11 protein-coding genes are annotated in these 11,996 nt (G+C 68.7%); 2 read left to right on the top strand and 9 right to left on the bottom strand.

Annotated features, from left to right (window positions below):
- Positions 1-12 precede the first annotated feature (12 nt).
- Complete coding sequence (locus tag Psi01_RS33790; protein ID WP_204068211.1) at positions 13-492, bottom strand: Lrp/AsnC family transcriptional regulator; 480 nt, start codon at positions 490-492, stop codon at positions 13-15.
- 120 nt (positions 493-612) lie between these two features.
- On the opposite strand from Psi01_RS33790, the gene Psi01_RS33785 reads away from it, so the two are divergent.
- Complete coding sequence (locus Psi01_RS33785) at positions 613-1,500, top strand: phenylalanine 4-monooxygenase (protein ID WP_204068210.1); 888 nt, start codon at positions 613-615, stop codon at positions 1,498-1,500.
- 226 nt (positions 1,501-1,726) lie between these two features.
- On the opposite strand, the gene Psi01_RS33780 is transcribed toward Psi01_RS33785, so the two are convergent.
- The 8 genes from Psi01_RS33780 to hisN form a co-directional block, all read right to left on the bottom strand.
- Positions 1,727-1,915, bottom strand: coding sequence for a hypothetical protein (locus Psi01_RS33780; protein WP_204068209.1), 189 nt, complete (start codon positions 1,913-1,915; stop codon positions 1,727-1,729).
- Positions 1,916-2,296: 381 nt separating this feature from the next.
- Complete coding sequence (locus Psi01_RS33775; RefSeq protein ID WP_204068208.1) at positions 2,297-3,013, bottom strand: response regulator transcription factor; 717 nt, start codon at positions 3,011-3,013, stop codon at positions 2,297-2,299.
- A gap of 53 nt (positions 3,014-3,066) precedes the next feature.
- Complete coding sequence (gene pstB, locus Psi01_RS33770; RefSeq protein ID WP_204068212.1) at positions 3,067-3,954, bottom strand: phosphate ABC transporter ATP-binding protein PstB; 888 nt, start codon at positions 3,952-3,954, stop codon at positions 3,067-3,069.
- 8 nt (positions 3,955-3,962) lie between these two features.
- Entirely contained in the window at positions 3,963-4,853 is an 891-nt protein-coding gene (gene pstA, locus Psi01_RS33765; protein WP_204068207.1) for a phosphate ABC transporter permease PstA, read from the bottom strand.
- Positions 4,853-5,794: a phosphate ABC transporter permease subunit PstC gene (pstC, locus tag Psi01_RS33760; protein ID WP_204068206.1), complete on the bottom strand. Its 942-nt coding sequence runs from the start codon at positions 5,792-5,794 to the stop codon at positions 4,853-4,855. The genes pstA and pstC overlap by 1 nt, the downstream gene beginning before the upstream one ends.
- Complete coding sequence (locus Psi01_RS33755) at positions 5,794-6,795, bottom strand: PstS family phosphate ABC transporter substrate-binding protein (protein WP_204068205.1); 1,002 nt, start codon at positions 6,793-6,795, stop codon at positions 5,794-5,796. The genes pstC and Psi01_RS33755 overlap by 1 nt, the downstream gene beginning before the upstream one ends.
- A 326-nt stretch (positions 6,796-7,121) precedes the next feature.
- Entirely contained in the window at positions 7,122-10,133 is a 3,012-nt protein-coding gene (locus Psi01_RS33750; protein WP_204068204.1) for a hybrid sensor histidine kinase/response regulator, read from the bottom strand.
- A 294-nt stretch (positions 10,134-10,427) separates the two neighbouring features.
- Entirely contained in the window at positions 10,428-11,231 is an 804-nt protein-coding gene (gene hisN / locus Psi01_RS33745; protein WP_204068203.1) for a histidinol-phosphatase, read from the bottom strand.
- A 142-nt stretch (positions 11,232-11,373) separates the two neighbouring features.
- Between hisN and Psi01_RS33740 the strand changes: the two genes are divergently transcribed.
- On the top strand, positions 11,374-11,817 hold the full coding sequence (locus Psi01_RS33740) for a DUF4442 domain-containing protein (protein ID WP_204068202.1): 444 nt from the start codon (positions 11,374-11,376) through the stop codon (positions 11,815-11,817).
- Positions 11,818-11,996: the final 179 nt, after the last annotated feature.

Raw genomic sequence — 11,996 nt, 5'->3', positions numbered from 1 at the left:
GTCGGTTCGGGTTCACGGCTCGGGTTCACGGCTCGGGGCGGTGCGCAGCAGGGGCTCGATCCGGTACGGCACCTGGACGGACAGGGCGATCGTGGTGTCGGTGCGCTGGACTGCCGGGGAGGTGAGGATGCGGGCGATGATCTCCTGGAGATCGGGGGTGCTGCGGGCCACCACGCGGCAGAGCAGGTCGGCCTGGCCGCTGGTGCCGTACACCTCCAGGATCTCGGGAAGTGCCTCCAGGGCCTGGACGGCCTCGGCCAGCCGGCCCTGGGCGATCTGCAGGGAGACGAAGGCAAGGATCGGGTAGCCGACGCCCTCGGGGGTGACGGTCGGGCCGAAGTCGGCGATGACGCCCCGGGCGGTGAGTTTCTCGACACGGGCCTGCACGGTGCCGCGGGCCACGCCGAGCAGGCGCGCGAGTTCGGTCAGGCCGATGCGCGGATGGGCGCGCATGGTCACCAGGAGGCGGCTGTCCAGCTCGTCGACGGGCACGTCCTCAGACTAGGCGATTCGACCAGTCGAGAATAGATCCAACCATACGATCTTGGACGATTCGCCTAGCCGTACTGCCCGCTCTTGCCAGCGAAACGGGAAATTGCTGTCATCTCATACATGTTCGAGGAAGCACAGTACTTCGCGCCGGTGGCGACCCGTGACGACGGCACGGTCGAGGTCGAGCTCGCTGCGAGTCACCCCGGTTTCGCCGACCCCGTCTACCGGGCGCGCCGCAACGCCATCGCGGCTCTCGCCGTCGGGTACGTGCCCGGCACGCCGATCCCGACGGCCGAGTACACCGAACAGGAACACGAGGTGTGGGCCATCGTCAGCCGGGAGCTGGCGGTCAAGCACCGCAAGTATGCGACCGCCGAGTATCAGCAGGCGGCCGAGCGTCTCAGGCTGCCCGCCGAGCGCATCCCGCAGCTGCAGGAGGTCGGCGACCTGCTGGAGCCCCTGACCGGCTTCCGGTATCTCCCCGCGGCCGGCCTGGTGCCGCTGCGCGACTTCTACGGGGTCCTGGCTGACGGGCTCTTCTACTCGACGCAGTACATCCGTCACCACTCCACGCCGCTCTACACGCCCGAGCCGGACGTGATCCACGAGGTGATCGGGCACGCCAACGCCCTGGCCTCCGACCGTTACGCGCGTCTCTACCGGCTGGCGGGGAGCGCGGCGCGGCGGGTGGAGAGCGAGGAGGCGCTGGAGTTCATCTCCAAGATCTTCTGGTTCACGCTGGAGTTCGGCGTGATGACCGACCAGGGGGAGCTGCGGGCGTACGGCGCCGGCATCCTGTCCTCCTACGGGGAGATCGAGGAGTTCCGGGGGATGGACATCCGTCCGCTGGACATCGTCGCGATGGGCACCACCCAGTACGACATCACGAAATATCAGGATGTGCTATTCCGGGCGGACTCGCTCGAGCACCTGGAAGACGTGGTCGGAAGCTTCTGGGAGGATTGCGACGATGAGGCGATTCTCCGGATAACGTCAGATTCGGCCTGAGAAGTACAGGTAAAAGCGGCCTGAGAAGTACAGGCACAGCGAGAAGCCCCTGGTGTGTGAGTCGTCGGCCGACCAACACTCACACCAGGGGCTTTTTTTTGCCTCATGGCCGATTCGTGTTATGCCTTGTTCCATTCACTGGAAAAGCGCCTACACGAATCGGTTCCCGGACGACGCAGTTCGGCAGTGTGCCGGAACGCGTGTCGCCGTTCCTCGGAGAGACGTGTCAGTCGTTCTCGATGAAGCCAAGGAGGGCGAGGTCGATGAGGTCGTTGAGAACGTTGTTCTCGTGGTTCTCGACGTAGGTGGTGCCGGGCTTGTCCCAGTTGTCGGCCGAGGCGGCGGCGGCGGTGGCCATGCCCGCGGCACCCAGGAAACCTGCGATGGCGACGCCGGCGAGAATACGACGGATCATGATGCTTCCTCCATGAAACGAAACGGGGAACTTCTGGAGACTCCAGCTGTTAGCCGTTATCGGCTGACTGCTCGTCGTCGCGAATAACAATGTCGTATCCGAGGCCGCCGATTCAACGCAGTCAGGCCAGGTTTCGGTCAAAGGCTCGTGGCGCTCCTTTGGGGATGAAGTCCCATTCGTCGCCGGTGACCAATGCTTCCGGCAATGGTATGTCGTGCGACCCTTTCAGGGTATTAACGAGATCCTTTTCACCGGATTTCACGTACGGATTCTCGTTCGCCGTTCATGGAGCGGCCCCGGCCGGCTGGGAGGCGCCGGCCGGGGCCATCGGAAAACCTTGACCGGCCGGAGCCCGTGTGGAGCCCGGCCGGAGAGACCTCGTCAGGAGGAGCCCACCAGGCGGTATCCCACGCCGCGCACGGTCTGGATGAGCTGGTCGTCGCTGTCGCCGAGGCGGGCGCGCAGGCGCTTGACGTGCACCGCGATCGTGTTGGTCGAGGCGGCGCCGGTGGAGTTCCACACGTTCCGCATGATCTGCTCGCGGGTGACCGTGCGGTGCGCGTTGCGCATCAGATAGTGCAGCAGCTCGAACTCGCGCAGCGGGAGGTGGACGATCCGGCCGTCCACCTTGACCTGGTAGGCGTTGACGTCGAGCTCGACGTTGCCGACCACGAGCGTCCGGCGAGCCCCCGAGTCGCCGGCGATCGCGGCCTGCACGAGCGGCAGGAGCTCGGGCACCCGGTACGGCCGGGCCACGCAGGCGGTGGCCCCGGCGGAGAGCGCCTGGACGGCCTGCTCGGCATGGCCCTCGCCTACGCCGAGCAGGACGGGCACCGCACGAGTCAGCCGTACGGCGCGGATGAACTCCACGGCGCCGATGACCGGCAGCGAGGCGCTGACGAGCACGACGTCAGGCTGCAGCGCCCCGGCCTGCAACAGGGCCTGGGCGCCGTCGCCGACGCCCATGACCTCCACCCCCTCGCGTTCGAGGATCACAGCGAGCTCCTCGACCAGGGCGGACTCCGGATCGGCGACCAGCAGCCTGGGCGCCGTCCGTGTTTCCCCGTCCACTTCGGGTGCCGTCTGCGGCTGGATCACCCGGATCCTCCAAGTAGGAATGTGTGGGGTTCGTGAGGACGGAAACCTCGATCTCAGCCGAAACGGCCGGTGATGTAGTCCTCGGTTCGCTTGTCGCTCGGGTTGGTGAAGATGCGGCTGGTCTCGTCGAACTCCACCAGGCGGCCGTGCCGTACGCCGGCCGAGTCCACCTCGGCGGTGAAGAAGGCGGTGCGGTCGGAGACGCGGGCGGCCTGCTGCATGTTGTGCGTGACGATGACGATCGTGTAGTCACGCGACAGCTCCTGCATCAGGTCCTCGATCTTGGTGGTCGCGATCGGGTCCAGGGCCGAGCAGGGCTCGTCCATCAGGATCACGTCGGGCTTCACCGCGATCGCCCGGGCGATGCACAGACGCTGCTGCTGACCGCCGGACAGGGACAGGGCGTTCTGCTTGATCTTGTCCTTGACCTCGTCCCACAGGGCGGCCTTGGTGAGCGCCTCCTCGACGATGTCGTCCATCTTCCCCTTCACGCCGTTGACCCGGGGGCCGTAGGCGATGTTGTCGTAGATCGACTTGGGGAAGGGATTGGGCTTCTGGAAGACCATGCCGATCCGGCGGCGGACCTCGATCGGGTCGACGTGGTCGCCGTACAGGTCCTCGTCGTGGTAGAGGATCTTGCCGGCCGCGCGGGCGCCCGGGATGAGGTCGTTCATCCGGTTGAAGCAGCGCAGCACGGTGCTCTTGCCGCAACCCGACGGGCCGATCATGGCCGTGATCTCACGGTTGCCGATGGTCATGTCGACCCCCCGCACCGCCTCGTAGTCGCCGTAGAAGACGCTGAGACCGGAGACGGTGAAGACCGGGTCGAGGGCTTCGATGTTGCGGGGCACTTCGGGGCCGCGCACGGTTACGTTCGGCACGGAAAGTCCAATCTGAGCCGTTCCGGTGGTGGTCGGCGTGAGATTGCGGGGGTCGGTCATTACGTTCCTCACCAGCGCTTCTGGTAGCGGTTACGGAGCCAGATGGCGACGGAGTTCATGAGCAGCAGGATCGCCAGCAGGACCACGATCGCCGCCGCGGCGAGGATGGCGAACTCCTCCTGGGGACGGCTGATGAAGCTGTAGATCTGCAGGGGCAGCACGCTGAAGCTGCTCCAGACGCCTTCCGGGTTGAACCGGACCAGCGTCGCGGCGCCGAGCATCAGGAAGGGCGCGGCCTCACCGATCGCGCGGGAGAGTGCCAGGATCGAGCCGGTCGCGATACCGGGGATCGAGGCCGGGAGCACCTGGCGGTAGATCGTCTGCCACTGGGTCGCCCCCAGCGCCAGCGAACCCTCGCGGATCGACGGGGGCACCGCGCGGATGGCCTCCCGGGCGGAGATGATCACGATGGGCAGCACCAGCAGCGAGATGGTGATCGCGCCGGTCATGATGGTGAAGCCGAACGCCATCCAGCGGGCGATGATGCCCAGGCCGAGGATGCCGTAGACGATCGAGGGCACCGCGGCGAGGTTGGAGATGTTCAGCTCCAGCAGCCGGTTGTACCACTTGGTCCTGTCCGCGTACTCCTCAAGGTAGATCGCGGCCAGGATCCCGGTGGGCAGTGCCATGAGCGCGGTCAGACCGATGATCCACAGGGTGCCGAAGATGCCGGACTGGATGCCGGCGGTCTCCGGGCGGCGGATCGAGGGCTGGTTCTCCCACAGCGTGGAGTCGAGCCGGGGCCAGCCCTCCTCCACCACGTACACGATCAGCAGGGCGAGGAAGACGAGCGCGATCGCCAGGCTGGCCATCAGCGCGATGCGGAACAGGTGCTCCTTGAGCGGGCGTCCCTTGCTCGCGAGCTGTACGGCGGAGCGGGGCGTGGACAGGATGGCCATCAGTCGTAGACCTCGCGATACTTCTGGACCAGGCGGGCGCTGACGTAGTTCATGGCGAAGGTCATGATGAACAGAAGCGAACCGACCGCGAAGATGGTCTTGTAGGCGATCGAGCCGACCGACGCGTCGCCGGATCCCGCCTGGGCGATGAAGGCCGCCATGGTGGCCATCTCGTCACCCGGGTAGAGCGTGAAGACGGACTTGAAGCCGCCCGCGATCGCGACGATCATCGTCTCGCCCGCGGCCCGGGAGATGGCCAGGATGATGGCGGCGACGATGCCGGAGAACGCCGCCGGGACGACCACCCGTACCGAGGTGAGCATCTTGGAGGCGCCCAGCGCGTAGGAGCCCTCGCGCAGGCCGTTGGGGACCGCGGCCATCGAGTCCTCCGACAGCGACGCGACGATCGGGATGATCATCACACCGACGAGGAGGCCGGCGCTGAGCGCGTTCTTGGCCTCCAGCTCCAGGAACGGGAAGACGTCCTGCAGCACCGGGGTGACGAAGGTGAGGGCGAAGAAGCCGAAGACCACGGTGGGCACGCCCGCCAGGACCTCCAGCACCGGCTTGAAGGTCTTGCGGACGCGCGGGGTGGCGTACTCCGACAGGTAGATCGCGGCGGCCAGGCCGAGCGGCACGGCGACGATGATCGCGATCAGCGTGATCTCGACGGTCGCCACGATGACCGGCCACACGCCGAACGACGGCGGGTTGAACAGCGGTCCCCAGGTGGTGGAGCCGAAGAACTCGCCGAGGCTGACCTCGCCGAAGAACTCGATGGTCGGCTCCAGCAGGGCCGCGACGATGCCGACCGTGGTGGCGATCGACACCATGGCGGCCATGAGGAGGATCGTCTTGACGGCGAACTCTCCGTAACGCGGGCGCGACCGCGCCAGGGACCGGGAGGCCCCTGACGCGGTCTTGAGGTGCTGTGCCGACATCAGCCCTGGCTCTTCAGGGTCGTGATGTCCGCCTTGAGCTTGGCCTCCTGCTCGGAGTTGAGCGGGATGTACTTCGCGTCCTTGGCGATGGTGCTGATGTTGGTCGCGTAGTAGTCGAGGAAGGCCGAGACCTCGGGCCGCTTGGCCGCGGTGGCCGACACGTAGACGAACAGCGGGCGGGCGAGCGGGGTGTAGGTGCCGTTCTGGGCGGCCTCGACGCTCGGGGCGGTGCAGCCGTTGCCGGAGTCGATCTCGACGGCCTTCAGCTTGTCGGCGTTCTCCTCGAAGTAGGTGAAGCCGAAGTAGCCCAGGCCGCCCTTGGCGCCCGCGACACCGGTGACGATGTCGTTGTCGTTCTCGGAGGGGCTGTAGTCCTTGCGGCTCGCGCCCTCCTCACCGTTGATCTCGTCGGTGAAGTAGTCGAACGTGCCGGAGTCGGTGCCCGGACCGTAGAGCTTGAGCTCCTCGGCGGGGAACTTGGCGTCGACGTCCTTCCAGGTCTTGACCTTGCCCTCGGCCGCCGGCTCCCACATCTTCTTGAGCTGGTCGGTGGTCAGGCAGGTGGCCCAGTCGTTCTCCTTGGGGACCACCACGGTCAGGGCGTCGGTGGCCACCGTGAGCTCGGTGAACTTGATGCCCTTGGCCTCGCAGGCCGCCTTCTCCTCGTCCTTGATCGGGCGGGAGGCGTTGGAGATGTCGGTCTCGCCGGCACAGAACTTCTCGAAACCGCCACCGGTTCCGGAGGTGCCGACCGGGATCTTCACCTGCGCCTGCTCCTCGCCGAACAGCTCGGCCGCGGCCTGGGTGAGGGGGGCGACGGTGCTGGAGCCGTCCACCTTGATCTCGCCGCTCAGCTGACCGCCTTCGGACCCGGCGGAGGCGGCGGCAGAAGAGGTGCTTTCACTGCTGCCGGGCTTGGCGTCGCCGCCGCAGGCCGCCGCGAGCGAGACGACGAGCGCGGCCGTCGCAACCGCGCTGAGGCGGCGCTGTCCACTGGTCACGGTATGTTCCTTCTCCGTCGTGAGATCCGTTCTCGATGACCCTGATGCAATCGGGCCAAAGTGAACGGAAATGAAACAAGCCATGACCGGAGCCGGAAGAGTGGGCATGTTCGTGTGAATGCCGCACCGAACGGCATGATCACCGCTGTCACATGCGGCTTTGCGTGTCTGGAACGTGACAGAAGGGGGTTGCGGATCCCCGCTCCGAGGGGTCGCGCGGAGCGCCCGGAAGCCGGGGGAGGACCTCCGCGATCCACGAGCAGGTGTGCTGTTCACCTACCGGTCGCCCGATGGGGGGATCGGCCGCCCCGCAGTCGGCCGGGCGTTCACCTGCCGAGGTCGGCGGAGACGGGGCCGAGGACCTCACGTACCAGGTCGAGCTCTCGCAGCACCCGTTCGGCCGTCTCCGTCGCGGCCGCCAGGTCGCCGGTCTCCCCCTGGCGCTCCAGTTCCTCGCACAGGGCCGCCAGCGCCGTGGCGCCGAGGTTGGCGGCCGTGCCCCGCAGGGTGTGCGCGCGGCGTTCCACCTCCCCGGCGTCGCCGCGGCGGACGGCGTTCCTGAGGCCGTCGGCGAGGTCGGGGACGTGCTCCCGGAACGAGGTGATCATTCGGCCGACGATGGCGCGCTCCTCGTCCATGGCGTCCGGTCCGGCGAGCTCCTCCAGGCGGTCGCGGATGCCGGCCTCGCGGGAGGAGGGTTCTCCGGCGCCGGAGACTCCATCGGCGCCCCGCCGGCGCGGCTCAGGCCTCTGCCGCGGCGCCCGCGCCTGTTCCGGCTCCGGTTCCGGCTCCGGTTCCGGTTCCGGTTCCGGTTCCGGTTCCGGTTCAGGATCTGGTTCCGGCGGCGGCGTTCCCCGTCCCGGCTCACGAGCCAGTTTCCCCAGGATCGCGTTCAGGTCGGGAGCACGTACCGGTTTGGCGAGATAGTCGTTCATCCCGGCCTCGCGGCAGGCCTCCCGGTCCTGGTCGAGGACGCTGGCGGTCAGCGCGACGATGTACGGCTGCGCCGCCAGGGGCTCGCTGCGGATCCGCCGCGTCGCCTCCAGCCCGTCCATCACCGGCATGTGCATGTCCATGAGGATCACGTCGTACGGCGTCCGCCGTACCGCCTCGACCGCTTCCACGCCGTTGGAGACCGTGTCGACGCGGTATCCGGACTTGGCCAGGGTGAGCTGGGCGACCCGCTGGTTGACCTCGTTGTCCTCGGCGAGGAGGATCCGCAGGCCGTCGTGCCCGGCGGTCCGGTCGGGGAGGCCGGACCGGCCGCGCCCGGGTCCCGCCGCCCGCCGGTCGTCGCCGTCCCGCGCCCGATCAGGGCGCCGGTCGTCGCCGTCTCGTGCCCGCCCAGGCCGGCGATCGTCCTCTCGTGCCCGCTCCGGGCGGTCGCCGCCTTCCTGCCCGCGCTCCGGCCGGGCGCCGCTCTCCCGCGTCCCGGAGCCCTTACCGGCCATCACGGTCGCCAGCTTCTCCCGCAGGACGGCGCTGCGGACCGGCTTGGTGAGCACGGCGTCGAACAGCGCGTCCCGGCCGGGCCCCAGGCGCCACTGCACGCTCGTCAGCAGCACGATGGGCATGTCCTGGCCCCCGGGCAGGCGGCGCAGGACGCCGGCGAGCTGCTCGCCGTCCATCTCCGGCATGTGCATGTCCAGGATCGCCACGTCGTAGGTGTTGCCGGAGGCGACCAGTTCGACGGCCTTGACCGGCGCGCCGACGTCGACGCAGGTCATCCCCCAGCCGGTGAGCTGCAGGCCCAGGACACGCCGGTTGGTGGCGTTGTCGTCCACGATCAGCGCGGATCTGCCGGTGAGCGCCACCATGGCGGTCTCGGCCGCGGCCTGGGGAAGCTCACAGGCGTCGCAGCCCTCCAGCACCACGGTCATCGTGAAGGTGGACCCGACGCCGACCTCGCTGGCGACCTCCAGGTCACCGCCCATGGCGCGGGCGAGTCTCCGGCTGATCGCCAGACCGAGGCCGGTGCCGCCGTACAGCCGCGTGGTGGAGGAGTCCACCTGGCTGAACGAGCGGAACAGCCGGTCCATGCGGTCGGCGGGGATGCCGATCCCGGTGTCCCTGACGGCCACCTGGAGGCGGACGGAGCCGTCCTGGCGGTCGGACAGCGGGCGGGCGCTCATGGTCGCCACGACCTCGCCCTCCGCGGTGAACTTCACGGCGTTGCTGAGCAGGTTCACCAGCACCTGCCGGAGCCGGGTGACGTCGCCGCGCAGCACCTCCGGGCTGCCCGGCTCGAAGTCCCCGACGAGTTCGAGCCCTTTTTCTGCGGCGCCGATGGCCACCAGGGCGAGCGCGCTCTCCATGCACTCCCTGACGTTGAACGGCTGGTGGTCCAGCTCCAGCTCGCCGGCTTCGATCTTGGAGAAGTCCAGGATGTCGTTGATGATGACGAGCAGCGCCTCGCCGCTGTCGCGGACGGTCTCGGCGAGCTCACGCTGCTCGGTGTCCAGGCGGGTGTCCAGCAGCAGGTCGGTCATCCCGATGACGGCGTTCATGGGGGTACGGATCTCGTGGCTCATGGTCGCCAGGAAGGCGGACTTGGCCGCGTTCGCGGCCAGGGCCTCGTCCCTGGCTCGCGCGATGGTCTGCACCGAGGTCTCCACGGCCCTGGCCATGGTGACCACTTCCTTCGGCCCCGACACCGGGGCGGGGGGCGTGAGGTCGCCGGAGGTGACCCGGTCGGCGTCGGCCGCCACCTTCTGCAGGGGGACGGTCACCTTGCGCGTGGCCCACCACGCGCCCGCGGCGACCAGCAGGGCCGCCAGCAGGGATCCCCACAGGATGAAGTCGCGGGTGTCGGCGGCGCTCTCGTCGCTGTTGCGCTGGCGCAGCTCCAGCAGGCGCTCCTCCTCCTTGATCATTTCCATCAGCACGGACTCCGCCTCGGTCATGCTCCATGCCCCGCGATCGGTCAGGACGACCGCTCTGGCCTCCTCGAACCCCTGATCCCGGCGCAGCCAGATCGTCTCGGCCAGCTCGGCGAGCTTGTCGTCGACGGGTTCCTCGAGCCGGGTGACGGCCTCCTGCTGGCGGGGATTGTCGGCGGTCATCCGGCGCAGCCGGTCGATGGTGCTGTCGATGGCGGGGAGGGCGCGTCTGTAGGGCTCGAGATAGCGCTCCTCTCCGGTGAGGACGAAGCCGCGCTGGCTGCGCTCGGTGTCCTTGAGCAGGTTGTTGAGGTCTTTGGTGAGGTTGATGACCTGGTAGGAGTGCTCGACTGCGGCGCGTTCCTGCAGCAGGGTGCCGATGCGCAGGAAGGCGCTGGCGCCGATCAGGGTGAGCGCGCCGAAGGCGATCGCGTAGCCGAGGGTGAGCAGCCGGCTCACGGTCCACTGCGGGACGAACCGCCCGAGGCGGGAACCGGGTGGCCGGTCTGCGGGCGACGCTGAAGCCTGACGTCTCGTCATTCCTGCGTCTTTCCCCGGCTGGGGTGACTTTTGTGAAGTTTATAGATGTATGTCTATTTTTTACGACACTCCGGCACGCGCGTAACCCGAAGGCGCTTCCGGGGGCGGGTGCTCAGACAGGCCCTCGGGCGGGCGCTCGGACAGACCTTGAGGGGGTCTTGAGGGGGCCTCGGAAAGACTTCGTGGGCCCTCGGGCGGGGCCTTGAGGGGCCTTTAGACGGGCAGGGTCAGCGGGCCGTCGCCGAGCCGCTTGAGGGCCTCGTTGTGCAGGGCGCCGTTGCTGCAGATCAGGCTGCCCCCGTCGAGCCCCGGCACGCCGGACAGGTCGGTCCAGATGCCGCCGGCCTCCTCGACGATCACGGTCAGGGCCGCGATGTCCCAGGGGGAGAGCTCGGGTTCGGCCGACAGGTCCACCGCGCCCTCGGCCACCATCATGTGGGACCAGAAGTCGCCGTAGGCGCGGCTGCGCCAGACGGCCCGGTTCAGGTCGAGGAAGCTGTCGAGCTTCCCGGCCTCCTCCCAGCCGCCGAGGCTGGAGTAGGAGAAGGAGGCGTCCTCCAGGCGGGTGACGGAGGAGACCTGGCATCGGGTGGCCTTGGACAGGCTCCTGCCGGTCCAGGCGCCGGTCTCGCGGGCGGCCCACCAGCGGCGGCCCAGGGCCGGAGCGGAGACCAGGCCGACGACGACACGGCCGCGGTCCATCAGTGCGATGAGGGTGGCCCACACCGGGACGCCGCGCACGTAGTTCTTGGTGCCGTCGATCGGGTCGATGATCCACGAGCGCGCGCCGTAGCCGGTCTCGCCGAACTCCTCGCCGATGACGGCGTCGCGGGGCCGGGCGCGGCGGAGGGTCCCGCGGATCGACTCCTCCACGGCCCGGTCGGCGTCGCTGACCGGGGTGAGGTCGGGCTTGGTCTCGACGCGCAGGTCCACCGCCTTGAACCGGCGCATGGTCAGATCGTCGGCGGCGTCGGCCATGACGTGCGCGAGGCGGAGGTCGTCGTTGTAACCGGTCACGGGGGGAAACGCTATCGCGTCAGTGGCCGGTTATAGGAGAGCGGTGGGCAAACCGCGGAAGACGGCGTCCCGCCCGATGGCCGGCCGGGAATGACCGCGATCACCGTTGGAACCCGTGTTACTGGCGAGTAGCATCTGGGGCATGACCTTTGACGTGGGTGCTTTCATGCTGCAGAGCGTGCCGTTCGCGCGGACGCTGGACATCTCCTTCGAGAAGGTGGAGCCGGGCACCGCGGTCTGCCGCATGCCCGACCGCGCCGACCTGCACAACCACGTGGGCGGCCCGCACGCCGGGGCGCTGTTCACCCTGGCCGAGTCCGCCTCGGGCGCGGCGATGCTGGCGACCTTCGGCGACCAGCTGTCGCGGGCGACCCCGCTGGCCGCGAACGCGGCGATCCGCTACGTGAAGCTCGCGATGGGCGAGGTCGTCGCCGAGGCCCGCCTGCAGGCGTCGCGCGAGGAGGTCGTGGCCAAGCTGGACGCCGGCGAGCGCCCCGAGTTCGACGTCGCCGTCGACATCAAGACCGCCGACGGCACGCTGGTGTCGCAGATGACCGTCGCCTGGACCCTGCGCCCCAACCGCTGACCTCCGACCGTCGTCGACGCCCCGTGGCCGGGTGGTTCCGGGAGTGAGCCGGTCCTTCGGCCGAGGCCGTGGTCGAGGCCGGCTCTCAATACCCGGGGTCCGTGACCGGCATACCCGGGGTCCGTGACCGGCATACCCGGGGTCCGTGACCGGCATACCCGGGGTCCGTGACCGGCATA

This window comes from Paraplanobispora siamensis, from assembly GCF_016863175.1.
In the GTDB taxonomy this organism is placed as follows: Bacteria; Actinomycetota; Actinomycetes; order Streptosporangiales; family Streptosporangiaceae; genus Planobispora; species Planobispora siamensis.
Note: the sequence above shows the minus strand (reverse complement) of the source record. Positions and strands in the feature narration are given on the sequence as shown.

What these genes read in the sequence shown, in the direction of transcription:
- pstB (WP_204068212.1), bottom strand. Translation starts at nt 3,954, where the DNA reads ATGACCGACCCCCGCAATCTCACGCCGACCACCACCGGAACGGCTCAG.
- pstC (WP_204068206.1), bottom strand. Translation starts at nt 5,794, where the DNA reads ATGTCGGCACAGCACCTCAAGACCGCGTCAGGGGCCTCCCGGTCCCTG.
- pstA (WP_204068207.1), bottom strand. Translation starts at nt 4,853, where the DNA reads ATGGCCATCCTGTCCACGCCCCGCTCCGCCGTACAGCTCGCGAGCAAG.
- Psi01_RS33740 (WP_204068202.1), top strand. Translation starts at nt 11,374, where the DNA reads ATGACCTTTGACGTGGGTGCTTTCATGCTGCAGAGCGTGCCGTTCGCG.
- Psi01_RS33785 (WP_204068210.1), top strand. Translation starts at nt 613, where the DNA reads ATGTTCGAGGAAGCACAGTACTTCGCGCCGGTGGCGACCCGTGACGAC.
- Psi01_RS33780 (WP_204068209.1), bottom strand. Translation starts at nt 1,915, where the DNA reads ATGATCCGTCGTATTCTCGCCGGCGTCGCCATCGCAGGTTTCCTGGGT.